This window comes from Pseudoxanthomonas composti (genome assembly GCF_004122095.1).
Classification (GTDB): domain Bacteria; phylum Pseudomonadota; class Gammaproteobacteria; order Xanthomonadales; family Xanthomonadaceae; genus Pseudoxanthomonas_A; species Pseudoxanthomonas_A composti.
Window position 1 is genome coordinate 414,077 of record NZ_SAWZ01000003.1, and the last position, 23,339, is coordinate 437,415.

The 23,339-nt window shown below is 69.8% G+C and carries 26 protein-coding genes and 1 tRNA gene; 19 read left to right on the forward strand and 8 right to left on the reverse strand.

The window, feature by feature from the left end:
* The first annotated feature begins 55 nt into the window (after positions 1-55).
* From EPA99_RS08265 to EPA99_RS08305, 9 genes are all read left to right on the forward strand, one after another.
* Positions 56-538, forward strand: a complete 483-nt coding sequence (locus tag EPA99_RS08265) for an EF-hand domain-containing protein (protein WP_129470726.1) — start codon at positions 56-58, stop codon at positions 536-538.
* A 152-nt stretch (positions 539-690) separates the two neighbouring features.
* The gene (locus EPA99_RS08270) at positions 691-981 is read left to right on the forward strand and encodes a hypothetical protein (RefSeq protein WP_129470727.1); all 291 of its coding nucleotides are present in this window, start codon (positions 691-693) and stop codon (positions 979-981) included.
* Positions 982-1,091: 110 nt separating this feature from the next.
* Positions 1,092-1,811 carry an HAD family hydrolase gene (locus EPA99_RS08275; RefSeq protein WP_129470728.1) on the forward strand — a complete coding sequence of 240 codons (720 nt, stop codon included), beginning with the start codon at positions 1,092-1,094 and terminating at the stop codon, positions 1,809-1,811.
* Positions 1,811-2,290 carry an HAD family hydrolase gene (locus EPA99_RS08280; RefSeq protein WP_241688319.1) on the forward strand — a complete coding sequence of 160 codons (480 nt, stop codon included), beginning with the start codon at positions 1,811-1,813 and terminating at the stop codon, positions 2,288-2,290. The genes EPA99_RS08275 and EPA99_RS08280 overlap by 1 nt, the downstream gene beginning before the upstream one ends.
* Positions 2,291-2,322: 32 nt before the next feature.
* The gene (dusA, locus tag EPA99_RS08285; RefSeq protein WP_129470729.1) at positions 2,323-3,318 is read left to right on the forward strand and encodes a tRNA dihydrouridine(20/20a) synthase DusA; all 996 of its coding nucleotides are present in this window, start codon (positions 2,323-2,325) and stop codon (positions 3,316-3,318) included.
* Between the two features lie 2 nt (positions 3,319-3,320).
* Positions 3,321-4,232 (forward strand): arginine deiminase-related protein, encoded by a 912-nt coding sequence (locus EPA99_RS08290; protein ID WP_129470730.1) that lies wholly within the window; start codon positions 3,321-3,323, stop codon positions 4,230-4,232.
* A gap of 168 nt (positions 4,233-4,400) precedes the next feature.
* Positions 4,401-4,808: a PepSY domain-containing protein gene (locus EPA99_RS19115; RefSeq protein ID WP_425479183.1), complete on the forward strand. Its 408-nt coding sequence runs from the start codon at positions 4,401-4,403 to the stop codon at positions 4,806-4,808.
* Positions 4,809-4,856: 48 nt separating this feature from the next.
* On the forward strand, positions 4,857-5,540 hold the full coding sequence (locus EPA99_RS08300) for a response regulator transcription factor (protein ID WP_129470731.1): 684 nt from the start codon (positions 4,857-4,859) through the stop codon (positions 5,538-5,540).
* Complete coding sequence (locus EPA99_RS08305) at positions 5,540-6,994, forward strand: ATP-binding protein (protein ID WP_129470732.1); 1,455 nt, start codon at positions 5,540-5,542, stop codon at positions 6,992-6,994. Before EPA99_RS08300 ends, EPA99_RS08305 begins: the two co-directional genes overlap by 1 nt.
* A 24-nt stretch (positions 6,995-7,018) precedes the next feature.
* On the opposite strand, the gene EPA99_RS08310 is transcribed toward EPA99_RS08305, so the two are convergent.
* Positions 7,019-7,783 carry a M90 family metallopeptidase gene (locus tag EPA99_RS08310; protein ID WP_129470733.1) on the reverse strand — a complete coding sequence of 255 codons (765 nt, stop codon included), beginning with the start codon at positions 7,781-7,783 and terminating at the stop codon, positions 7,019-7,021.
* On the reverse strand, positions 7,780-8,073 hold the full coding sequence (locus EPA99_RS08315) for a hypothetical protein (RefSeq protein WP_129470734.1): 294 nt from the start codon (positions 8,071-8,073) through the stop codon (positions 7,780-7,782). Before EPA99_RS08315 ends, EPA99_RS08310 begins: the two co-directional genes overlap by 4 nt.
* Before the next feature lie 153 nt (positions 8,074-8,226).
* On the opposite strand from EPA99_RS08315, the gene birA reads away from it, so the two are divergent.
* The 9 genes from birA to EPA99_RS08360 all read left to right on the forward strand — a co-directional run bounded on the left by birA (position 8,227) and on the right by EPA99_RS08360 (position 15,899).
* A complete protein-coding gene (gene birA, locus EPA99_RS08320) occupies positions 8,227-9,192 on the forward strand; it encodes a bifunctional biotin--[acetyl-CoA-carboxylase] ligase/biotin operon repressor BirA (RefSeq protein ID WP_129470735.1) in 966 nt (321 codons plus the stop codon).
* On the forward strand, positions 9,189-9,935 hold the full coding sequence (locus EPA99_RS08325; RefSeq protein WP_129470736.1) for a type III pantothenate kinase: 747 nt from the start codon (positions 9,189-9,191) through the stop codon (positions 9,933-9,935). Before birA ends, EPA99_RS08325 begins: the two co-directional genes overlap by 4 nt.
* A gap of 14 nt (positions 9,936-9,949) precedes the next feature.
* Entirely contained in the window at positions 9,950-10,702 is a 753-nt protein-coding gene (locus tag EPA99_RS08330) for an SPOR domain-containing protein (protein WP_129470737.1), read from the forward strand.
* 23 nt (positions 10,703-10,725) lie between these two features.
* Positions 10,726-10,801, forward strand: a tRNA-Thr gene (locus EPA99_RS08335).
* A 145-nt stretch (positions 10,802-10,946) separates the two neighbouring features.
* Positions 10,947-11,102, forward strand: a complete 156-nt coding sequence (locus EPA99_RS08340) for an entericidin A/B family lipoprotein (RefSeq protein WP_129470738.1) — start codon at positions 10,947-10,949, stop codon at positions 11,100-11,102.
* A 260-nt stretch (positions 11,103-11,362) separates the two neighbouring features.
* Positions 11,363-11,584 (forward strand): CsbD family protein, encoded by a 222-nt coding sequence (locus EPA99_RS08345; protein ID WP_129470739.1) that lies wholly within the window; start codon positions 11,363-11,365, stop codon positions 11,582-11,584.
* 214 nt (positions 11,585-11,798) lie between these two features.
* On the forward strand, positions 11,799-13,091 hold the full coding sequence (locus tag EPA99_RS08350; protein WP_164978604.1) for a tryptophan--tRNA ligase: 1,293 nt from the start codon (positions 11,799-11,801) through the stop codon (positions 13,089-13,091).
* A 108-nt stretch (positions 13,092-13,199) separates the two neighbouring features.
* Positions 13,200-14,141, forward strand: coding sequence for an MBL fold metallo-hydrolase (locus tag EPA99_RS08355; RefSeq protein WP_129470741.1), 942 nt, complete (start codon positions 13,200-13,202; stop codon positions 14,139-14,141).
* A gap of 120 nt (positions 14,142-14,261) precedes the next feature.
* Positions 14,262-15,899 (forward strand): M28 family metallopeptidase, encoded by a 1,638-nt coding sequence (locus EPA99_RS08360; protein WP_129470742.1) that lies wholly within the window; start codon positions 14,262-14,264, stop codon positions 15,897-15,899.
* A 12-nt stretch (positions 15,900-15,911) separates the two neighbouring features.
* On the opposite strand, the gene EPA99_RS08365 is transcribed toward EPA99_RS08360, so the two are convergent.
* Both EPA99_RS08365 and EPA99_RS08370 read right to left on the reverse strand, forming a co-directional pair.
* A complete protein-coding gene (locus EPA99_RS08365; RefSeq protein ID WP_129470743.1) occupies positions 15,912-16,520 on the reverse strand; it encodes a hypothetical protein in 609 nt (202 codons plus the stop codon).
* A 176-nt stretch (positions 16,521-16,696) separates the two neighbouring features.
* On the reverse strand, positions 16,697-17,455 hold the full coding sequence (locus EPA99_RS08370; RefSeq protein ID WP_129470744.1) for an SDR family NAD(P)-dependent oxidoreductase: 759 nt from the start codon (positions 17,453-17,455) through the stop codon (positions 16,697-16,699).
* Between the two features lie 367 nt (positions 17,456-17,822).
* On the opposite strand from EPA99_RS08370, the gene EPA99_RS08375 reads away from it, so the two are divergent.
* The gene (locus EPA99_RS08375; protein WP_164978605.1) at positions 17,823-18,926 is read left to right on the forward strand and encodes a LacI family DNA-binding transcriptional regulator; all 1,104 of its coding nucleotides are present in this window, start codon (positions 17,823-17,825) and stop codon (positions 18,924-18,926) included.
* Positions 18,927-18,995: 69 nt separating this feature from the next.
* Here the strand turns inward: EPA99_RS08375 and EPA99_RS08380 are convergent, their stop codons facing one another.
* From EPA99_RS08380 to pdhA, 4 genes are all read right to left on the reverse strand, one after another.
* Positions 18,996-20,372, reverse strand: a complete 1,377-nt coding sequence (locus EPA99_RS08380; RefSeq protein WP_129470746.1) for a dihydrolipoamide acetyltransferase family protein — start codon at positions 20,370-20,372, stop codon at positions 18,996-18,998.
* On the reverse strand, positions 20,369-20,740 hold the full coding sequence (locus tag EPA99_RS08385; RefSeq protein WP_164978606.1) for an SH3 domain-containing protein: 372 nt from the start codon (positions 20,738-20,740) through the stop codon (positions 20,369-20,371). The genes EPA99_RS08380 and EPA99_RS08385 overlap by 4 nt, the downstream gene beginning before the upstream one ends.
* Before the next feature lie 176 nt (positions 20,741-20,916).
* A complete protein-coding gene (locus EPA99_RS08390; RefSeq protein WP_129470748.1) occupies positions 20,917-21,975 on the reverse strand; it encodes an alpha-ketoacid dehydrogenase subunit beta in 1,059 nt (352 codons plus the stop codon).
* The gene (gene pdhA, locus EPA99_RS08395; protein WP_129470749.1) at positions 21,968-23,047 is read right to left on the reverse strand and encodes a pyruvate dehydrogenase (acetyl-transferring) E1 component subunit alpha; all 1,080 of its coding nucleotides are present in this window, start codon (positions 23,045-23,047) and stop codon (positions 21,968-21,970) included. The genes EPA99_RS08390 and pdhA overlap by 8 nt, the downstream gene beginning before the upstream one ends.
* Positions 23,048-23,339: the final 292 nt, after the last annotated feature.

Genomic DNA, 23,339 nt, shown 5'->3' on the forward strand with positions numbered 1-23,339 from the left:
AGGGTGAGCCCGTGCAAAGCAGCACGACCACCCTTCGACGCAAGGAGAATTCGATATGAACACTCGGACCCCGCGCAACGCCGTCATCGCCCTGATCGCCATGGCCGCCGCCGCGACCACGCCGTTGGCCTTCGCCCAGAGCGCGTCCATGGCCACGCAGGACGAGGTGCAGCAGTCGGCCATGCAGCAGCAGGCGCAGGTCGAGGCGCAGTCGCGTGCCGCCGAGCAGCAGCGCAATGCCGCCAGCCCGCAGGCGACCGGCGCTGCAACCCAGGCCGCGCAGCAGAGTGGCGCATCGTCCGGTCAGGGCCAGCAGGGCTGGGCGGATGTGGACACCGACGGCAACGGCACCATCAGCAAGCAGGAAGCCACGGCGAACGCCGGGTTGACGCAGATCTTCGATCAGGCTGATGCCGACACCAACGGCGAACTGACGCCGGATGAGTACAAGTCGTTCATCTCCAAGAACTACGGCGGTGCAGCGGGCGCAGGTGCCGGCCAGCCGCAGCAGCAGACCCAGCCCGGCAGCCAGAATTGATGACGCGCGCCGGATACTGAGGTAGAACACATGGGCGGCAATCGTGCCGCCCGGCGAAGATCCCTCTCGCTCCCGCTCGTGAGAACGCGCACCCGTTATCGGCATTTCCTCCACTGCTGTGCCGAACGCATGCGCCATTCAAGGAGAGTACGATGAAGTCGAACAAATACCTGGCAACCCCGTTTGCGCTGTGCCTGGCCTTGGCAACACCCTTTGTGCTGAGCGCCTGCAACAAGCCCGAAGAGCCCGCGACGCCGCCGGCAGGCGAGACGACACCGGCTGAAACGCCACCACCGCAGACCCCGCCGCCGACCGACCCGGCAGCGCCGCCGGCCGCGGATCCGATGAATTCGCCGGCGACCGATCCGGCAGCACCGTCGCCGCCGCCGGAAACCCCGCCAGCGGAGACGCCGCCCGCCGACGGTAGCAAGCCGGCCAGCTGATCGATTGCATCATGTGCAAGACAGGACGGGACCGCTTCGGCGGTCCCGTCTTTCTTTGGCGTCGAGCGCCCACGATAGAATGGCGACCTTCCTCAAAGTGGACGCAAGTCATGCATGCCATCCGTTGGGTCGGCTTCGACGGTGACGACACGCTCTGGAAGAGCGAGGATTATTACCGCGCCGCGGAGTCGTCTTTTGAGGCCGTGCTGGGCCACTACATCGACCTGAGCGACCAGCGCACCAGCGCGCATCTGCTGGCGGTAGAGCGGCGCAACCTGCGCGTGTTCGGCTATGGCGCCAAGGGCATGACCCTGTCGATGATCGAGGCGGCCATCGAGCTGACCCAGGCCCGCATCTCCGCGCGGGACATCCAGCGTATCCTGGAGATTGGCCGGGCCACGCTGGATCATCCGGTGGAGTTGATCGATGGCGTGCGCCAGGCCGTGGAAGCCATCGCCGCCACGCACGAGATCGTGCTGGTCACCAAGGGCGATCTGTTCCACCAGGAAGCCAAGATCCAGCAATCCGGACTGTCCGATCTGTTCCATCGCATCGAGATCGTCTCGGAGAAGGACACCCAGACCTATGCGCGCGTCATCGGCGAGCTCGGCGTCGAGCCGGCGCAGTTCGCCATGGTCGGCAACTCCATGCGCTCGGACATCGCCCCGGTGGTCGGCCTGGGCGGCTGGGGCGTGCACGTGCCCTACCACATCACCTGGGCGCACGAAGCCGAGCACGACCTGGCCGAGGATCACCCGCGCATGCTGCAGGTGGCCACGGCCAGCGCCTTGCCCGAGGCGCTGGCGCGCATCGAGCTGGCGGCGGCGTGATGCGCCACTGGCCACGGCTGGCGATGCTGTGCGGTGTGCTGATCGCCGCCCCTGCCCTGGCCCAGCGGGCACCGGCCGGCGCCAAGGCCGACATGCAGGCGCCCGTGGACACGCGCGCCACCGGTGACAAGGCGATGGATGCGCGGCTGGCGGACATCGACGTCTACGCAGGCACCTATCCGCAGGCCTTCATCGACGAAGTCGGCCGCTACCTCGACGTGCCGCGCGGCTACGCCGAGGCCCTGCTGAACCAGCAGGGTTGGCAGGCCGGCGATATCTGGTACGCCTGCGCCCTGGGCAAGGTCATCGGCCAGCCCTGTCGCGCTGTGGTCCGCACCCGCAGCCGCCTGCCGCAGGCCGACTGGAGCGAGGTCGCCCAAGCCCTGGACGCGCCCCTGGACCGCCGCCAGCAGCAGGCCCTGCGCGAACTGTCCGAGCGCAGCTACCGCCACTGGGCGCGCCCGCTGCCGAAAGGCTGATCGCCTCCCCGCCCATGGCCGATAATGGCCGCATGACCGCCGCCGATCGCTTCGAAGACTCCTTCCGCCTGTCCGTCGCGCCGATGATGGACTGGACCGACCGCCATTGCCGGGCGTTCCATCGCGTGCTGGCGCCGCATGCGCGGCTGTATACCGAAATGGTGCATGCGCAGGCGGTGATCCACGGCGACCGGCAGCGGCTGCTGGGCTTCGATGCCAGTGAGCATCCGGTAGCGCTGCAGCTGGGGGGCGCGGACCCGGCGCATCTGGCGCAGGCGGCCCTCATCGCGCAGGACTGGGGCTATGACGAGATCAACCTCAACGTGGGTTGCCCGTCCGACCGCGTGCAGGCCGGTCGCTTCGGCGCCTGCCTGATGAAAGAGCCGGCGCTGGTGGCCGAGTGCATCGCGGCCATGCGGGATGCGGTGACCGTGCCGGTGACGGTCAAGTGCCGGCTGGGGGTGGACGAGCAGGAGGACTACGCGCTGTTCGCGGCCTTCATCGATACCGTGGCAGCCACCGGCTGCACGGACTTCATCGTGCATGCGCGCAAGGCCTGGCTGCAGGGCCTGTCGCCCAAGGAGAACCGCGAGATCCCGCCGCTGCGCTACGAGTGGGCGCACCGGCTCAAGCGCGAGCGCCCACAGCTGCGGATCGCCATCAACGGCGGCATCGCCACGCTGGAGGCCATCCACGCCCAGCTGGCCCACGGCGATGGGGTGATGCTCGGGCGCGCTGCCTACCACGACCCATACCTGCTGCATCGGGCCGACGTGTCGCTGTACGGGGGTGCCGAACGCGAACGCGCCGAACTGCTGCGCGCCTGGCGGCCTTACGTGGAAACGCAACTGGCCCAGGGCGTTGCGCTGAAGCATCTGACCCGGCACGTGCTCGGCCTGTTCCACGGCCGCCCCGGCGGGCGCGCGTTCCGCCAGGTGCTCAGCGAAGGCGCGCATCGCGCCGGCGCGGACTGGGCCCTGGTCGAGCAGGCCCTGGCGGTCACCGCCAACGCGCGGCGGGCGGCGTGAGCATGCTCACTCGTGATCCGGAGGCCTTCCTGGCCCACGTGCAGGGGCTGTCCCACGACTTCGGCCCGGCCACGGCCAAGGCCGCCTTCCTGGTCTCGCCCGACGGCTTCGCCCGGGCCGAGGAATCGGCGCAGGACAACCGCTACATGGCCGGCGCCGGCGATTTCGATGCGGGCACGGCCCTGGCCCAGCACCACGACCTGCAGGCCGCCTTATCCAGCGAACGCCCGGTGCTGTGCTTTCCCGGTGCACCGGCAACGCCGGACGCGGTGTTTCCCAACAATGTCTTCGCCACGGTCGCCGGGCGCACCGTGATCGGGCGCATGCGCCATCCGGTCCGGCAGCGCGAGGCCGAGCGCGCCGACATCCGCGGCTTCTTCTCGCAGGTGATGGGTTACGCCGAGACCGACCTGAGCGGCCAGCCGCACGTGTGCGAACTGACCGGCGCCCTGGTGATCGATCGCGCCCGCGGGATCGGCTTCTGCGGCCTGTCAGAGCGCTGCGACGCGCAGGGCGCGGCATTGATGCACGAGGCCCTGGGCCTGCGCGCGACCCTGCTGTTCGATCTGGCGCCGGGCGAGTACCACACCAACGTCGTGCTCGCCGTGCTGGCCGGCCGCGCCGCGCTGTTCAGCGCCGCGGGCTTTGCCGACCCGGCGGTGCCCGAGGTGCTGCAGGCGCTGTACGGCCCGCATGCCATCGCCCTGTCGCGCCAGGAGCATGCCGATTTCGCTGGCAACGCCATCAGCCTGAGCCCGCATTCGGTGTGGATGAGCCAGCGGGCCGCGTCCGCCTTGACGCCCGCCACCCGCCAGGGCCTGCAGGCCGCAGGCTTCGCCGTGCGCGCGGTGGACCTGTCGGCACTGGAGGCCGGCGGGGGCTCGTTGCGCTGCTGCGTCGCCGAGATCTTCTGAGCGGCTGGCCGCGGGCCTTCACCTCACTGAAGGTCAGCGCGTGCGGGCTCTGCGGTTTCAGTGGCGATTCAATGCCTGCTGTCAGACTGCGGGGACATTCAAGAGGAACGCGTTCGGCTGTCGGCTGCCGTTCAGTACCACCGGCAACCAAGCCGTTACGATTCTGTTATGACCTGGCGCACTTCAATCCCGACCCTGGCACTGGCCGCGGCCTTGGCTGCACTGGCCCTGGTGGCGGTGCGGCCTTCGACTGCCTGGGCCCAGCAGGGCCCGCCGCCGCCGGGAATGCCGGAGGCCGCGCCGCAGGCCGAATCCTTCCCGTCACGGACCCAGCGCGTGCGGGCCATGTCCGAGTCGGTGCGTCGGGTGCAGCGCTCCGTCGGCGGTCAGGTCCTGGGGGCCGAGCGCGTGCAGTTCGATGGCCGCGACATCACCCGGGTCAAGGTGATGGATGACCGGGGCCGCGTGCGCTATGTGGATGACGACCCTTGGGAGCGTACACGCCGTCGTGGCGGAGCTGAACGAAACGATTTCCGAGCGCCGAGTCCACGCCCATCTAACCCCGGCAGGCCGTAATCTGAACAGGTTCGTGCGGCCCCAGCCGCCGCCTTAACCGGAGTTTTCATGCGTATTTTGCTTGTCGAAGACGAAGCGCCGCTGCGCGAGACCCTGGCTGCGCGCCTCAAGCGCGAAGGCTTTGCCGTCGATGCCGCCCAGGATGGCGAAGAAGGCCTGTACATGGGTCGCGAAGTCCCCTTCGACGTGGGCATCATCGACCTGGGCCTGCCCAAGATGTCGGGCATGGAGCTGATCAAGGCGCTGCGCGATGAGGGCAAGAAGTTCCCGGTGCTGATCCTGACCGCGCGTTCGAGCTGGCAGGACAAGGTCGAGGGCCTCAAGCAGGGCGCCGACGACTACCTGGTCAAGCCCTTCCACGTGGAGGAGCTGCTGGCCCGCGTGAACGCGCTGGTGCGCCGCGCCGCCGGCTGGTCCAAGCCGACCCTGGAATGCGGCCCGGTGGCGCTGGACCTGGCGGCGCAGACCGTCAGCGTCGGCGGCAGCAATGTCGACCTCACCAGCTACGAGTACAAGGTGCTCGAGTATCTGATGATGCATGCCGGCGAACTGGTCTCCAAGGCCGACCTGACCGAGCACATCTACCAGCAGGATTTCGACCGCGACTCCAACGTGTTGGAGGTCTTCATCGGTCGCCTGCGCAAGAAGCTGGACCCGGATGGTGAGCTCAAGCCGATCGAGACCGTGCGCGGCCGCGGCTATCGCTTCGCCATTCCGCGCAACGAAGGTTGATGCCCAAGGAGCCGACCTTCGCCTCCAGGCTGGCCCGACGCGGGCGCAACGTCATCCGACGGCTGCGCCCGCGCTCGTTGCGGGCCCGGCAGCTGCTGGCGGCGAGCATTTTCCTGCTGGCCTTCCTGGCCGGGGCGGGCTATGCGCTGAACATCGCCTTCGTGCGCACCGCGCAGGAGAACCAGCGCCATCGCCTGCAGGGCTTTGCGATGGCCTATGCCAACAAGGTCGACTTCGACCGCGGCGGCAACCTGATCCCGCCCGAGCCGCCGGTGGACCCGCGCTTCGGCGGGCCGGGCAGTGGCCTGTACGCGGAAATCGTGCTGCCCAACGGCTCGTGGAGCTCTGATTCCACCTTGGGCCTGCGCCTGCCGGACGAGCCCATGCTCGACCCGCTGCAGGAGAAGTTCGACGGGCCCATCGCGATCACCAAGATCGATGGCACCGAGGGCGAGGTCTACCGCCTGGGCCTGGGCACGGTGTGGGCGGCCGAACGCGACCCGGAGAGCGAGTTCCCCTACACGATCTACATCCTGGAAGACACGCAGATCCTGGACAGCCAGCTGGCCACGTTCCGGCGCGCGCTGTGGGTTTCGCTGGGCGGCGCCGGCCTGGTGCTGGCCCTGCTGCAAGGGTTGATCCTCAACTGGAGCCTGCGCCCGCTGCAGCGGGTGACCAACGAGGTCAAGAAGATCCAGCGTGGCCAGGCCAGCCGCATGAGCGAGCGCCATCCGCCCGAGCTCGAGCCGCTGACCGAAAGCATCAACGCCTTCATCGAATCCGAGCGCGAGAACCTGGACCGCCAGCGCAACACGCTGGCCGACCTGGCGCACAGCCTGAAGACCCCGCTGGCAGTCCTGCGTGCGCAGCTGGAGGAGGGCGTGCACGCCAACGCGCTGCGCGAGGAGCTGGATCGCCAGCTGCGCCGCATGAACGACCTGGTGTCCTACCAGCTGGCGCGGGCGGCCTCCAGCGGCCATGCCTTGTTCGCCGCGCCGATCGCGGTGGAGCCGCATGCCGAGGAGATCGTGCTGGGGCTGGAGAAGGTCTACGCCTCCAAGGGCGTGGTCTGCGAGTTCGAGCTGGACCCGGAAGCGCGCTTCTACGGCGAGCCCGGCGACCTGCAGGAGCTGATGGGTAACCTGCTGGAGAACGCCTTCAAGTGGGCGCGCTCGCGCGTGCTGCTGACCGTGGCGGTGCTGCCCAGTTCGGCCAACCGGCGCGCCGGCCTGCTGCTTGCGGTGGACGATGACGGCCCGGGCATCGCCGAGGAAGACGTGGCCCGCATCCTCCAGCGCGGCGTGCGCGGCGACGAGCGCGTGCAGGGCCACGGCATTGGCCTGGCGATCGTGCAGGACCTGGTCAAGGGCTATCGCGGCGAGCTGACCGTCGGCCGCTCGCAGGAGCTGGGCGGCTCGCGCTTCGAAGTGCAACTGCCGCCCGGACTGGGCTGACCTGCGCAGGGCGCGGGGGCGCGCTCAGCGGACCGCCCCAGCCATGGGCGAGGGACCGTAGAGCCGTTCCAGGTGGGCGGCCACCTGCGGCATGGCCCGCGCCAGCGTGTGGGGATCGGACCAGTGGTACTCGCTGGTCACCGCGAAAAACTCCTCGGGCGACTCGGCCGCATACGGATCGATCGCGGTCTCATGGCCGCCATCGGCCTGGGCCTGGAAGGCATCGAAGGCCTGCTGGAAATCGCGTGCCCACTGCCCATGCCAGGGGCGTGGCAGCGGCGGCGTGCCATCGATCGCGCCGTCGAGCGCGTCCAGCTTGTGCGCCATCTCATGCACCGCCACGCAGAAGCCGGCGTCAGGCTCGGCGATATCGGCCTGGATGTCAGCCCAGGACAGGATCAGCGGCCCGCTGTCCCAGGATTCGCCGATCAGCTCGTCTTCCCACTCGTGCAGCACGCCGGCGGCATCGACATGGCTGCGCTGGACGCGGAAGGCCTCTGGATAGACCAGCAACTGCGACCAGCCACGCAGCCCGGTCGGCCCGAACTCGATCAACGGCAGGCAGCACAGCGCGGCCAGCTGCACGCGTGCCTGGTCGTCCAGCACCAGCCCGCCCAGCGGGGTGATGGCCTTCTCGTGGAGGAAGCGCTCGGTCAGGGCCTTGAGCTGGGCCTGACGCGGTGCGGGCAACGGGTGAACCCAGGGCAGGGCGCCGGTGGCGCTGCGCCAGAGCTGGGGGTCCAGTGTCGTCGGCCGGCCGCGCAGCCGCGCCAGCAGCCCTGCAATCAGCGGAACATGCCCGGCAGGAAGCTATGCCACTTCGGTGCGCGCAGCCGCAGGGCATCGTCGTCCGAGCCGCCGCCACGGCTGCCGGCGGCCGCTGGCGTCGCGGAAGGGGCCGAATACTTGCTGCGTGCGGCGCTGCTGGCCGGATGGCTGGCGCCGGCGCGACGGGCGTCGTCGGTGGCCTGGGTTTCCAGATCCTCGCAACTACCGGAGGGCAGGGAACGGCCAGTCTGCGCCAGCGCGGGCGCGATGGCGCACAGCAACAGCACGGACGCGAGGCTGGCTCGCAGCATGGTCGACTCCAGTAGGGCGGTTCGGGACCGCTCCCGACTATAACGCGGTTTTGACGCGGCTGCTGGCAGGCAGTGGCTGCCGCATAATGCCGCGATGTCCGATCGACCTGTTCATGTTCCCGCCCGCCCGGGCGCTTTGCGGAAGGCGTGCTGATGCTTGACCGCGACCTGCTGCAGCGCCTGATCCAGGGCCCGGCCAGCGGTGCGGCCCTGGCCGCCGCCTGCGGTGTCTCGCGCGCGGCGATGTGGAAGCGCATCGAAGCCCTGCGCGAGGCCGGCATCGAGATCCAGGCCCAGGCCGGGCGCGGCTACCAGCTGGCCACCCCGGTCGAGCTGCTGGATCAGGTCGCGCTGCGGGCGATGCTCTCGCCCGCAGCGCAGGCCGAGCTGGCCTCGCTCGAGGTGGCCTTCGAGATCGATTCGACCAATTCGGCCCTGCTGCGCGCGCCCGCGCCCGAAGCGGGCTGCACCGTGCTGCTGGCCGAGCGCCAGAGCGGCGGGCGCGGCCGGCGCGGGCGGTCCTGGGTCTCGCCCCTGGCGGCGCATCTCTACCTGTCGGTGTCGCGCGGCTTCGGCGGCGGGCTGTCGCGTCTGGGGGGGCTGAGCCTGGCGGCCGGCGTGGCCGTGGCCGAGGCCCTGCGCGCGCTGGGCGTGAGCCAGGTGGGCCTGAAATGGCCCAACGACCTGGTGGTGGGGCAGCGCAAGCTGGGCGGGCTGCTGGTGGAAGGCGGGGGCGAGCATGCCGGCCCGGCGCGTGCGGTGCTGGGCCTGGGCCTGAACTGGCGGATGCCGCCCGACCAGGCCGCGCAGATCGACCAGCCCTGGACCGACCTGTGCCGGGCGCTGCAGCCCACGCCAAGCCGCCAGCAGCTGGCGGCCAGCGTGCTGGAGCATCTGCTGCCAGCCCTGGCGCAGTTCGACCGCGAGGGGCTGGCGCCGTTCCAGGCGCGCTATGCCGCGCTGGACAGCCTCAAGGACCAGCCGGTGCGCATCTTGCTGCCGCAGGGCGGCTTCGATGGCCTGGCCCAGGGCATTGCGGCCGATGGCGCCCTGCAGGTGCTGGTCGGCCAGGAACGGCGCAGCGTGCATGCCGGCGAAGTCAGCGTGAGGCGCGCATGAGCCGCTGGGTCTTCGACCTGGGCAATACCCGGCTCAAATGCGCGCGGCTCGATGCCCATGGCGGCCTGGCCGAGGTCCTGGCGCTTGGACATGACGGGGCCAGCTTCGCCCAGGCACTGGCGCAGGCGCTGCCGGATTCGCTGGAGTCGGCCTGCCTGGCCAGCGTGGCCTCGCCGGCCCTGACCACGGCCGTGCGCGACACCGTGCTCACGCGCTGCCGGCGCCTGTCGATGGCACGCACCCAGGCGCGGCTGGATGGCTTGGTGGTGGCCTACGAGGATCCGTCCAGGCTGGGGGTGGACCGCTTCCTGGCGATGCTGGCCGCGTACCGGCGCGCGCGGCGGGCCACGCTGGTGGTCGGCGTCGGCACGGCGGTGACGGTGGATCTGGTCCGCGCCGACGGGCTGCACCTGGGCGGCAGCATCGCGCCCTCGCCGCGGCTGATGCGCCAGGCCCTGCACCAGGCCGCCGCGCAGCTGCCGGCGCAAGGTGGCCAAGCGCTGGATTTCGCGGCAGACACCGCCGATGCCCTGGCCTCCGGCTGCGATGGCGCGGCCGTGGGCTTGATCGTGCACAGCCTCGAACGCGCCCAGGCGCGCCTGGGCGAGCGTCCGCAGCTGTTGCTGCATGGCGGTGGCAGCGAAGCCTTGCAGCCGTGGTTGCCGCAGGCCGAGTACGCGCCTTCGCTGGTGCTGGAAGGCCTGGCGCGCTGGTCCATGCTGGGGCAGCCGGTAACGGCCTGACTAGAATCGCCCCTATGCCCATCCGCGCCCTGCTGGTCCTGCTGGTCTTCCTCAACCTCGGCGTCGCGGCCTGGGCGTTGCTGGGCCCGGAGCGGACGCGGCCGGCCGCGGCGACGCCTGCCGCGGCGCGCGAGGTGCCGGAACTACCGCTGGCGCCGCGCTTGGCCAAGGCGGCACCCGTGGGTCCGGCCGAGGCGACAGGCGCGGGGAACGGCGAAGCAAAGCCCGCCCCCGCCAGCGAGGCCAAGGCAGCTGAGCCTGCACCGGCACCGGCCGCCACCGCCGCGTCGGCCCCGGAATCGGCGCCGACTTGCCTGCGCCTGGGCCCTTATGCCGACGAGGCTGCCGCGCGCGCCGCGCTGGCGGCCGCGCGCGGGCAGGTCTTGCGCGGCCAGGTGCAACAGCAGGCCGCCGCGGCGCCCGCCGCGTACACCGTGTCCATGCCGCCGCAGGCCGATCGCGAGCAGGCCCTGGCCTTGGCCCAGCGCATCAAGGACGCCGGCTTCGACGACCTGCTGGTGGTCAACACCGGCGAGCAGGCCAACGCCATCGCCCTGGGTCGGTATCGCAGCCTGGCCGCCGCCGAGCGCCGTCAGCAGTCACTGCGGGACAAGGGCTTTGCCGCGCGCCTCACGCCAGCGGGCGAGGCGGCTGCCGCGCCGTGGTGGCTGGCGGTGGCCGTGCGCGATGCCGATGCGGCCCAGGCCCTGGCCGCGCTTGCCGGCGCCAGCCAGTCGCGCAAGCTCGATTGCGCTGCAGTGCGCTAGAATCGCCGCCCGCGCATCTTCGTGCCGCTTTAGCTCAGCTGGTAGAGCAACCGCCTTGTAAGCGGTAGGTCGTCCGTTCGATTCGGACAAGCGGCACCATTCATCCTCTCCGCGGCCATGGGTGGTGCAACCGATGCTGACTGGCGCAAGGCCCGGTTCACGCGGCCTCGACGGTATTCAGGTCAGCCTTCACACCAAGGTTTTCCAATGGGGAAAGCCGGAAAACCATGACCGGAGAACGTATATGAAGCGCACGATCTACATGCTGGTCCTGACGGCGTTTGCCGCCGTGTCCCTGTCGGCCTGCAACACCGTTGCCGGCGCCGGCAAGGACGTGCAGAAGGTGGGCGACAAGATGGAGCAGTCCGCCGACAAGACCGGTGCCACCTCGCCGAACTGATCGGTGGGTGCGTCATCACGCAGGAAGGCCGGCGCAAGCCGGCCTTTTTTATGTTTGTTGGATGGAACGCGATCAGTGGCTTGGCGATGTGGGAGTGCGTGCGCTCCACTTGTTGCCGAACATGAACCGCATACTCGGACTCCACGGTGCACGGACCGACATAACGCCGCATGCACGCGCGAATCATGCGCGGCAAATGCCTCGGCGGCGACGCTGTCCACGCGGCGAATGACCGCGTACCCAAGCAAGCGAGGAACGTCATGAACAAGGACATCATTGCAGGCAACTGGAAGCAGTTGAAGGGCAAGATGCAGGCCAAGTGGGGCGACCTGACCGACGACGATTTCACCGTCGCCGAGGGCAACACCGAGTACCTGGCGGGCAAGCTGCAGGAGCGCTATGGCTGGGACCGCGACCGCGCGCACAGCGAGGTCAAGGCCTTCGAGCGCAGCCTGCACGACGATCCGAATCATCGTCACTGACCACGTGTCAGCAAGCCACCGGGCGTGACGAGGCGCCCGGTGGTGATGACGATCATGGGCTGGATCGGTGGGAGTGGCTTCAGTCGCAAAGAGGACTTCCCCGGAAGGTCTCTTCGCGGTTGAAGCCGCTCCCGCGATAGGTCGGCGCAGGCGTCGCTGACGAGGCTGCGGCGCTGCGGGGTACACTGCCCGCCCCCTGTCGCCTTCGATCCGCATGACCACGCGCGTCCTTACCGGCATCACCACTTCCGGCACGCCTCACCTGGGCAACTACGTGGGCGCGGTGCGCCCGGCCATCATCGCCAGCCACGCGGGTGACACCGAAAGCTTTTTCTTCCTTGCCGATCTGCACAGCCTGATCAAGGCGCAGGAGCCGGACAGGACGCAACGTTCGACCCTGGAGATCGCCGCGACCTGGCTGGCCGCCGGGCTGGAGCCGGACAAGGTGTGGTTCTACCGCCAGAGCGATATCCCGGAGATTTCCGAGCTCACCTGGTTTCTTACCTGCGTGGCCAGCAAGGGCATCCTCAACCGCGCCCATGCGTACAAGGCCGCGGTGGACAAGAACCGCGCCGACGGCGAGGACGACGATGCGGCCGTGACCGGCGGGTTGTTCATGTACCCGGTGCTGATGGCCGCCGATATCCTGCTGTTCAATGCGCACAAGGTGCCAGTGGGGCGCGACCAGGTGCAGCACATCGAGATGGCCCGCGACTTCGGTCAGCGCTTCAACCATGTGTACGGACGCGATTACTTCGTCCTTCCCGAGGCGGCGGTGGATGACAACGTCGCCACCTTGCCGGGCCTGGATGGCCGCAAGATGAGCAAGAGCTATGGCAACACCATTCCCTTGTTCGCCAAGCCCTCCGAGCTGAAGAAGCTGATCTTCTCCATCCTCACCGACTCGCGTGCGCCCGGCGAACCCAAGGACACCGCGGGCTCGCCGCTGTTCCAGCTGTACCAGGCCTTCGCCACGCCGGAGCAGACCCAGGACTTCGCACAGGCCTACGCCGATGGCATCGGCTGGGGCGATGCCAAGCAGCAGCTGTTCGAACTCGTGGACGGCCAGGTGGCGCCGCTGCGCGAGCGGTATGAGGCCTTGATCGCACGGCCCGACGATATCGAGGACATCCTGCGCGATGGCGCGGCACGTCTCCGCCGTCAGTACGCCACGCCCTTCATCGGCGAGCTGCGCCAGGCGGTGGGCCTGCGCAACCTGGCCGAGCAGAAGGCCGTGGCCAAGCCTGCGGCCAGCAAGGCCGCGCTGCCGCAGTTCAAGCAGTATCGCGAGAAGGACGGGCGCTTCTACTTCAAGCTGCTCGACAGCGATGGTGCGCTGCTGATCCAGAGCCAGGGCCTGGAAACGCCGAAGCTGGCCGGCGAGCTGATCGCGGTGCTCAAGCAGGCCGAACACGGCGATGCGCTGCAATCCAGCGAGTTCACCCTGGAAGTCGAAGTGCCGCGCGTGCTCCAGGCGCTGGCGCGCCTGCGCGAGGCGGCGGCCTGACCGCATCGGGTACCGTCACCGGCGGTCGATGCGTTGCGACCAAAGCGGGGTCGCAGCGCCATCGGGCAGCCGCCTACACTCGTGCATCACCCGCACAGCCAGGGCCTCATGAGCGACGGCATCCGTACCATCGACACCGCGTTCCAGCGCGACCACTTCGATGCGTGCTACCTCATCGTGCACGCCGGCCGCGGTGCCTTCATCGACTGCGGCACCAATCACTCGCTGCCCCGGCTGCTGGGCGCGCTTGAGCTGGAGGGCCTGACCCCCGCGCAGGTCGACTACGTGCTGGTCACCCATGCGCACCTGGATCACGCCGGAGGCGCCGGCCAGCTGATGCGGCATCTGCCCAAGGCCACGCTGGTGGCGCACCCGCGCGCCGCGCCGCATCTGATCGATCCGACGCGACTGGTGGCCGGTGCGACCGCGGTTTACGGCCAGGAAGAGATCGCCCGCAGCTATGGCACGGTCATGCCGGTGCCGGCCGAACGCGTGCAGATCGCGCACGGCGATGAGCACGTGGTGGATCTGGCCGGGCGCGCGCTGCTGTGCCTGGACACGCCTGGCCATGCGCGCCACCACTACTGCGTGTGGGATGCGCACAGCGCGTGCTGGTTCACCGGCGATACCTTCGGCCTGTCCTATCGCGAGCTGGACACCGCGCAGGGGCCCTTCATCCTGCCGACCGGCTCGCCGGTGCAGTTCGAACCGCAGGCCATGAAGCAATCCATCGCGCGCATGCTGGCGCGCGGGCCGCAGGGCATGTTCCTCACCCATTACGACCGTGTCGGCCGGAACCTGCAGCAGGTCGGCAAACTGGCCAACGACCTGTATGAGCAGATCGATGCGATGGTCGAGATCGGCGAGCGCTGCAGCGGGGCGCAGGGCCGCCACGCCTGCCTGGTCGAGCGCCTGCGCGCGCTCTATCTTGGTCGCGCAAGGCTGCACGGGGTGACGCTGGAGGATGCCCGCATCCTGGAGCTGCTGGGCATGGATATCGAGCTCAACGCGCAGGGACTGGCGTGCTGGCTGGACCGACCGGCGCGCTAACGTATTCCCGAGCCACCGTGCGCGATGTGGTCAGGCTGCGCGGCGGCTGCCGCGACACGGGGCGCAAACGCATTCGATTAGACTGGCCCGCCGCTGTCTTGCTGAGCGCCGCACTTGAACATGGATCGCCTTTTCCTCGGGCTGCTGGCCTGGTCTGTTTCTGTGGCGGTGCAGGCCGCGCAACCGGCGGCAGATGCCGTCGCGCTCAAGCAACACGTGCGCGTGCTGGCCTCCGATGCCTACGAGGGACGCGCGCCGGCCTCGGAGGGTGAGCGCAAGACGGTGGATTACCTGGCCCGGCAGTTCGCCGAGGCCGGGCTGCAACCCGGCGGCGACCATGGCGGCTGGACGCAGGCGGTGACCCTGGTCCGCACCCAGGTCCGGGGCACGCCCAGCGCCACGCTGACCGCCGGTGGCGCAACGCGGGCGCTGGTCAATGGTCAGGACGTGACGCTGCAGTCGCTGGCGCCGGTGGCCAAGGTGGAGCTGAAGAACGCGCCGCTGGTGTTCGTCGGCTACGGCGTGCATGCGCCCGAGCGCGGCTGGGACGACTACAAGGGCGTGGACCTGCGCGGCAAGATCGCGGTGGTGCTGATCAACGACCCCGATTTCGAGACGCCGCAGCCGGGCAAGTTCGATGGCAAGGCGATGACCTACTACGGGCGATGGACCTACAAGTACGAGGAACTGGCGCGCCAGGGCGCGGCCGGTGTGCTGATCGTGCACGAGACCGCGCCTGCGGCCTATGGCTGGGCCACGGTGCAGAGCTCGGGCACCTCGCCGCTGTTCGACATCCCGCGTGCCGACGCTGCGCGCTATCACACGCTGCTGCGCGGCTGGATGCAGGGCGCGCTGGCGCAGGACATCTTTAAATCCGCGGGGCTGGATCTGGCCGCGGAGAAGCGCAAGGCACAGACGCCGCAGTTCCGTCCACTCACCCTGGGCGATGCGCGCCTGTCGGTGGTCTTCAAGGTCAAGCGCGATGAGGTGGTCAGCCACAACGTGGTGGCCAAGCTGCCCGGAAGCGAGGCGCCGCAGGAGAGCGTGATCTATTCGGCGCACTGGGATGCCTACGGCACCGGCAAGCCCGATGCGCGTGGCGATGCCATCCGCCACGGCGCGGTGGACAACGCCACCGGCGTGGCCGCGGTGCTGGAGCTGGCGCGCATGGCCAAAGCGGCTGGGCCGGCGCGGCGCACCCAGCTGTTCATTGCGCTGACCGCCGAAGAGAAAGGCCTGCTGGGGGCAAGCTACTACGCGGCCCACCCGCTGATGCCGCTGGAAACCACCGCCGCGGTGATCAACGTCGAGATGTTCAGCCCGGATGGGCCCACGCGCGATATCGCGTCCTGGGGGCGCGGGCGCGTGTCGCTGGAAGGCGACCTGGCGCAAGCGGCGAAGGCACAAGGCAAGGCGTACACGCCGGATCCGAACCTGGAAGCGGGCTTCTTCTATCGCGCCGACCATTTCGCTTTCGCCCAGAAGGGCGTGCCGGCCCTCACCGCTGGGGCCGGGCTGGACATGGTCGAAGGCGGCGTGGCGCGCGGCAAGCAGCTGCGCGAGACCTATTTCGCCAACTGCTATCACCAACCTTGCGATGCCTTCGCCGAGACCTGGGACACCCGCGGCCAGGCGCAGGACGTGGACATCCTCTACGCGCTGGGCCGTGGCATCGCCGAGGGCAGGCAGTGGCCGCACTGGGAACAGGATTCGGAGTTCCGCGCCGCGCGCGAGGCCTCGGCACAGCGCAGGCGCTGAAGGCGGCCGGCCTCAGCGTGGTTGCAGCTGCTGCCGCAGACGCTGTTCCCGCTGTTGCGCCTGTTCGCGCAGGGTCTCCAGCGGCGCGATGCCTGCGACCTCTCGCTCCTGGTCGCTGACCGCCGTCGCCAGGACGTCCAGCTCGCACTGCGCCTGTCCCTGCGTCACCCGGCACACGGGTTGCGTGCCATACCACTGCTGCGGCTGGCGTGACAGCAGCCAGCGGTCGGTACTGGCCGCCGCCAGCCAGCGGGCCTGCGAATCCTCCGGTGCCAGGGTCGCGGCAAGCGTGGCCAAGGCGTGCGCCAGGTCGTAGTCCTGAGGGGTTGTGCCGTGCTGCAGGATCATGGCGGCCTGGTAGTAGTCCTGGCCGGTGCGCAGCTGTCCGGATCGCAGCAGGGAAAGCGCCTGCTCACGTCGGTCCCGGTCGTGGGCGGCCAGCTCGATGGCATAGGCCTTCAGGGCTGCCGGTGAGGTCTGGGCGGCCATGCCGGCGCGCTCGGCCTGGTCGGCCTGAAACAGGGCGGCGATCGCCGCAGGCTCCTGCGCGGCTGCCGCCGGGACCAGGGCGGGGGCCAGTGCGAGCAGGACGGGGCAAAGCAGGCGGAACATCCGTGTCATGGCGTCGATCTCGGGGTAGGAGTGAGCGGAGAGGGGTGAGGAGTGAGTTGGGCGTGCGCGGCGGGACGGGCTTGCTCGATCAGGCGTTGGTGTCCGTGTAGATGGTGCTGTTCGGCGTAGGCATTTTTCCAGGTCGGTGATCCCGGGCCAGGATGGGGCATATGGGACCGCGCGGGTTAGTTTCCCAGCGACTGGCCGCCATCCACCGCCAGCACCTGGCCGGTGATCCAGCGCGCCGCGGGCGAGGCCAGGAACACGGCGACCTGGGCGATGTCTTCCACGCGACCCAACGCGCCGAAGGGAATGCTGTCGCGGATGCGCTGGTACAGGGCAGGCTCCTCGCGCTTGCGGCGGTCCCACAGGCCGTCGGCGAACTCGATCGAGCCCGGGGCGATGGCATTGACGCGGATCTGCTCGCCCGCCAGTTCCTTGGCCAGGGTCACGGTGTAGTAGTTCAGCGCGGCCTTGGCGGTGGAGTAGGCCAGGGCGCGCGGGGTCGGCACACTGCCGTTGATCGAGCTGATGTTGAGGATGACCGGCGCGGCGCTGCGGCGCAGGTGCGGCAGCGCGCTGCGGTTGGTGCGCACGGCTGCCATCACGTCCACCTCGAAGCCGGCCATCCAGCTGGCGTCGTCGCTGCCGTTGCCATAGCCGGAGGCGTTGTTGACCACCACGTCGATGCCGCCCATGGCCTCGGCGCTGGCATCGACCCAGGCCTGGATCTGCGCCGCATCGGCCAGGTCGCAGACCTGCGCATGCACCGGGTGGCCGTGGCGCGCCAGCTGCGCCTGGGCTTGCCGCAGGCTGTCCTGGCCGCGGGCGCAGAGCGCGACCTGGGCGCCGCTGGCGCTGAAGGCTTCGGCGATGCCCAGGCCGATGCCGCGGCTGCCGCCGGCAACGAGGACGCGGCGGGGCGAGGGAGGCGTTGACGACACGACAGGTCCGGGTCGGGAGGGGAGGAACCATTCTAGGGCCGCACCGACGCACTCGGCCCCGCATCCCACGGCGTGCCCGTCCGGCTTGTTCGTGCACCCGGACTAACACGAATTGATTAGTCCGCCCCCATGCGCCTCGGGGGTCCAGCGTCTACATTCTTGGCCTTTGGTCTAATTGGCATTCCTGGAGTGCTGCCGTTGGCAGCTGCGTCACGGCGCTGCGGCCAGGCAGGGGAAAGGGTCTGCAAGCGCGCCTGCGGGCCGTGCACGGGAATGCCAAGTCGCCATGGCTGCGGCCGCAGCAGGCAGCTGCGCGCCGCGCCGGCGCTGGAAGGACCAGCCGATTTCCAAACCTAGAGGATGTCGCATGCCCCCTTCCCTGGAGTCGTCCGCCTTGCCCGCTGCCGCCGGCACGCAGCCGGCCCTGCTGTCGTCCAAGCCGAACTTCGCCCGTATCGCCGAAGTGGCCGGGGTCAGTCCCAGCACGGTCGATCGCGTGCTCAACAATCGCGGCAGCGTGTCGGCCAAGACTCACCGCAAGGTGGTCAGCGCCGCGCGCGAGCTGGGCGCCCGGCGCATGTTGCCGGCGCTGGTGCGCGGCCCGTATCGCTTCGACGTCGTCTACACCCAGACCGATGCGACCCACGCCGCACGCCTGGAGCGCGCGCTGCGGCAGGCGGCCACCACGCTGGGCAAGCCGGTCAGCCTGTTGTCCACCATGTGGAAGGGCGAAAGCCAGACCCGGCTGGCCGATTTCATCGTCAGGCCGCGCCACCGCCGCGACGGACTGATCGTGGTGGCCAACGACGAGCTGCGCATGAAGGACGCGGTAGCCAAGGCCATCGCCGCAGGCACGCCGACCGTATCGATGGCCTGCGATCTGTCGGGAGTGGACGGGGCGGCCTTCGTGGGCATCGACAACCGCGCCGCCGGACGCCTGGCCGGTCAGCTGGCCGGGGCGATGTCCGGCGGCCGCGGCCGGGCGCTGGTGCTGTGCCCGTCGCTGGGCTACCAGGATCATCGCCAGCGGGCCGAGGGCTTCATCGAAGTGGCGCGCCGGGATTTTCCGGGTCTGCAGATCGATGGCCCGATCGAGCTACGCGATGATCCGGCACGCGCGCGGCAGGTGGTCTCGCGCCGCTTCAGCACCGGGCTGGGCGTGCAGGCGATCTACAACACCGGCGGCAGCTCGGAGGCCATCGCCGGGACGGTGGCCTCCGTCGGTCGCCAGCAGCGTCCCCTGTGGCTGGGACATGACGCCTGCCAGGCGCATCTGGGGTTGTTGGAGGAGGGGCTGCTGTCGCTGGTGATCGACCAGGACCTGGACCAGCAGGCGCTCAATGCCCTGCAGTACCTGTTGCACCAGCTGCAGGACGCGCAAGCGCCGCGCGCGCTGCAGACCCTGTTCCATGTGGTCACGCGCGCCAACGCGCACCTGTACCGCCGCGGCGAGCGCCTGGCCGCGGCCTGATTCCTGCGCGGAGTCACCAGCGCCTGCCCGCTGCGTGGTGACGCAGGGGCAGGCGCGTGGCAGGCCGCATCAGTGGGCCAGGGCCAGATCGTCGATCAGGGCGCGCAGGAAGCGCGCCGCTTCGCCGCCGGTGCAGGCGCGATGGTCGAAGGTCACCGATAGCGGGATGACCTTGTGCGATTCGAAGCCGCCCATCACCGGGGTCATCTGGAAGCGCGCGCGTCCGGCGGCGACGATGCTCACGCACGGGGGCACCACCACCGGGGTGGCGTAGCGGCCGGCGAACATGCCGAAGTTGGACAGCGAGATGGTGTAGCCACTGAGCTCGCTGGCGGGGATCGAGCGGTCCTGCACCTGCGCGCGCAGGCGATCCAGGCTTTCGCGGACGCCGCGCGCGTCGAGCAGATCGGCATTGCGCAGGGCCGGGACGAACAGGCCATCGTCGGTGTCCACGGCGATGCCCACATCCACATGCGGGTGCAGCGTGCGGGTCAGGGCCTGGCCGTCGAACCAGGCATTCATCGCCGGCACCGCCCGGCAGGCCACCACGATGCCACGCACCAGGCGCGCGGTCGTGTCGTTGCCGGAGGCCCAGGCCTGGATGTCGGCGTCATCGTTGAGCGTGGTGGGCACGACCGCGGCGTGCGCGGCGGCCATCACCCGCGCCATGTTGCGGCGCACGCCCTTGAGCGGCTCGGGCTGGCCATTGGCGCTCGCCCCCGGCGGGGTGGTGCGCATGGGCTTGCCGCTGGCCGACAGGGCGGTGCGGGCGCGCTGCGGATCGGCGTGGGCCGGTTGCGCCTGCGCGGCGGGCGCTGCGTGGGCGCCGGCCGCAGAAGCCGCGCCCGCCGGGAGCAGGCGCGTGCGGTCGGCCGCGGCCTGCTTCACATCGGCCATGGTGACCACGCCATCGGCACCGCTGGGGCGGACCCGGCTCAGGTCCACGCCAAGCTTGCGCGCGGTGGCGCGCACGGCCGGCATGGCCTTGACCCCGCCCACGGCCACGGCCGCTTCGATCTGCACGGTGTCGGAGGACTGCATGGCCCCCACCACGGTGCCGGCGTCGTCGCGCTCGTGGTCGAAGCTTTCCACCGTCGCGGCCGCTGCGGATGCGGCGGCGGGTGCGGCCTTGGCGGCGGGGGCCTTGGGGGCGCCATGCGCATGCCCGGTGTCCTGCCCGTCGGCGCGCTGGGGCAGGTGGGGATCGGGCTGGAACTGGGCCAGCATCGCGCCGGTGGCCACGACCTCGCCGGCCGCGCCGGCCAGCTTGAGCACCTTGCCCGACACGGGCGAGGGCACTTCCACCACGGCCTTGGCGGTCTCCATCGACACCAGCGGCTCGTCCAGGCGCACGGTGTCGCCCTCCTTGACGAACCACTCGACGATGGTGGCGTCGGGCAGCCCCTCGCCCAGGTCGGGGAGGTGGAAGGTCTTGCTTTCGCTCATGGTCGGGTCTCTTGGTGTTCTTCGATCAGTTCGATGGAGCGCGCGGGAATCCACCCGCTGCGCCCCTGTGCATCAAACGCCCACCACCAGCCGGCGTGTTCGCGCTCGACGGTGATCAGCTGGCCGGCGTCGGCGGCCAGCTCGCGTGTGTCGTAGTCCTCGCGCGCGGTGGCCGAGGCGCTGGTGTCCGCATCCAGGTCGAACACGTTCAGGGGAATCCATCCGCCCAGGCCCTGCGCCAGCGTGGTCCAGATGAAGTCCGGCCAGTCGGTGTCGCGCTCGCCCAGCGTCACCACGTCGCCGCGCTTGACCCGGATCGGCGCGCGGTCCGGCGGACGGTGATCGACGGTCACGCGCGCGCGTCGCATCAGCGCCCGCCTTCGTCCACGCAAGCCGCAGCGCCAGGGGCGCGCCAGGCGCCTGCAGGCCTTGCCGACAACATCTTGTTCGAGGTCATCCGGGTCACGCTGGCATGGAGGTTCACGAGGTGTCTGGCCGATGCGCAGGCGGGCGCGTGTCCTGCGCGCCTGTGCCATTGCGCCCTTCAGCTCCGCGCCAGCGTGCGCTTGGCCGCCTCGACCACGCGTTCGGCGCTGGGCAGGTACTTCATCTCCAGGCGGAACAGCGGGATGTGCGTGTCCGGGCCGGTGACGCGCTCGACCGGCGCCAGCAGGTCGTACATGCATTCCTCGGCCAGGCGCGCGGCGATCTCCGCGCCGAAGCCGGCGGTCCTGGGCGCCTCGTGGACGATCACGCAGCGGCCGGTCTTGGCCACCGATTCGGCGATGGTGTCAAAGTCCAGCGGGGTCAGCGTGGCCACGTCGATGACCTCGGCGCTGATGCCCTCGGCCGCCAAGGCGTCGGCCGCCTCCAGGGCTTCTTTCACCTGCGCGCCCCAGCTGACCAGGGTCACGTCGCTGCCGTCGCGCAGCACGAAGCACACGTCCAGCGGCAGCGCCTCGCCATCGTCCCCCACCACTTCCTTGTACTGGCGATAGATGCGCTTGGGCTCCATGTAGATCACCGGGTCCGGGTCGCGGATGGCCGCCAGCAACAGGCCATAGGCGCGCTGCGGCGAGGACGGCATGACCACGCGCAGGCCGGGCACGTTGGTGAAGATGGATTCGTTGGCCTCGGAATGATGCTCAGGCGCGCGGATGCCGCCGCCCCACGGCACGCGCAGCACCATCGGGCAGTGCAGGCGGCCACGGGTGCGGTTGCGCATGCGCGCGGCGTGGCAGATCAGGTGATCCACCATCGGGTACATGAAGCCGTCGAACTGGGCCTCGGCCACCGGCTTGAGGCCTTGCGCGGCCATGCCCACGGACAGGCCGGCGATGGTGGTTTCATCCAGCGGCGTGTCCAGCACGCGCTGGGCGCCGAAGCGCTTCTGCAGGCCGGCGGTGGCGCGGAACACGCCGCCGTTGACGCCCACGTCCTCGCCCAGCACCACCACGGTCGGGTCATGCGAGATCTCCCACGCCAGGGCCTGGGTGATGGCCTCGATCAGGGTGATCGGGGTGGAAGTCGGGGCCTCGTGATGCGTGCTGGCGCCGACATCGATGTGCGCCTCGTGCGAGGCGGAGGGCTTGTGATCATCCATGGCGCTGCTCCCGGGCAATGGCCTCGGCGCGCTGCTTGAGCAACTCCGGCGGCGGATCGGCATACAGGTAATCGAACATCGCCTCCACCGGCTGCACCGGCGTGGCCAGATAGGCGTCGACCTCGGCGTCGACCAGGGCGTTGCATTCGGCTTGCCACGCCGCTTCCTGGGTCTGGTCCCACAGCCCTTGCGCGGTCAGCCAGGTGCGCAGGCGCGGGATCGGGTCGCGCTGCCAGGCGTCCTTGACCTCGGCCTCGTCGCGGTAGCGGCGCGCGTCGTCGGCGGTGGTGTGGTCGGACAGGCGATAGGTGACGAACTCCAGCACGCTGCCGCCCTGGCCGCTGCGTGCGCGCTCCATGGCGATGCGCATGCCTTCCAGCACGGCGATCAGGTCGTTGCCGTCCACCTGCAGGCAGAACAGGCCGCCGGCCAGGCCCTTCTGCGCCAGGGTCTGCGCGCCGGTCTGCGCCGCGCGCGGGACCGAGATCGCCCAGCCGTTGTTGACCACGCCCAGCACCAGCGGCAGCTCGAAGGCGCCTGCGGAATTGAGCGCGGCATAGAAATCGGTCTTGGACGAGCCGCCATCGCCGCAGGTGCTTACCGCCACCTTGTCCTCGCCGCGCAGCTTGAAGGACAGCGCCGCGCCGGCCGCGTGCAGGCACTGCGTGGAGATCGGCACCGACCAGGCGAAGTCCTGGCGCGCGCCGGAGAAGTCGTTGCCGCGCTCGTCGCCGCCCCAGTACAGCAGCACCTCGCGCCCACGCACGCCGCGCATGAACTGCGCGCCGTACTCGCGATAGCTGGGGGCGAACACGTCGTCGGCGCGCATTGAGGCGCCGATGCCGACGTGGGTGGCCTCATGGCCCAGGCAGGAGGCGTAGGTGCCCAGCTTGCCGGTGCGCTGCAGCGCCACGGCCTTGGTGTCGAAGGTGCGCACGAACAGCATCTGCTTGAACAGCGCCACCAGGCGCGGGTGATCCTGTGCGATGGCGGGCAGGCTGGCCCCGACCTGCTGGCCGTCCGGGCCGAGGTACTGGAGATAGTCGATCTGAAATTGTGCGACGGCATTCATGCAGCAATTCTCGCCCCGAGGGTCAGAAGATCATAGACCTACAGGTTACGGAAGTTGCAATTGAAAGTATCTCGTGCAATGCAGCAGGAGCTTGTTGCTGTGCGCAAGAGGCAGGCGCAGCGCGGAGGTCGACGGACCGCGCGTGCTTGCGGTGCAGAAGCTCGGCGCATTGCTGCCGATGTCCGCGCACCTGGCCATCTCCGCATCTCGTGCCGGCCTGGGCTGCGGCGCGTGGGTCGATGCCGAGGTGGCTGGAGGTCGCCGCATGGGAGGGCCCGCCTGCAGGCGCAGG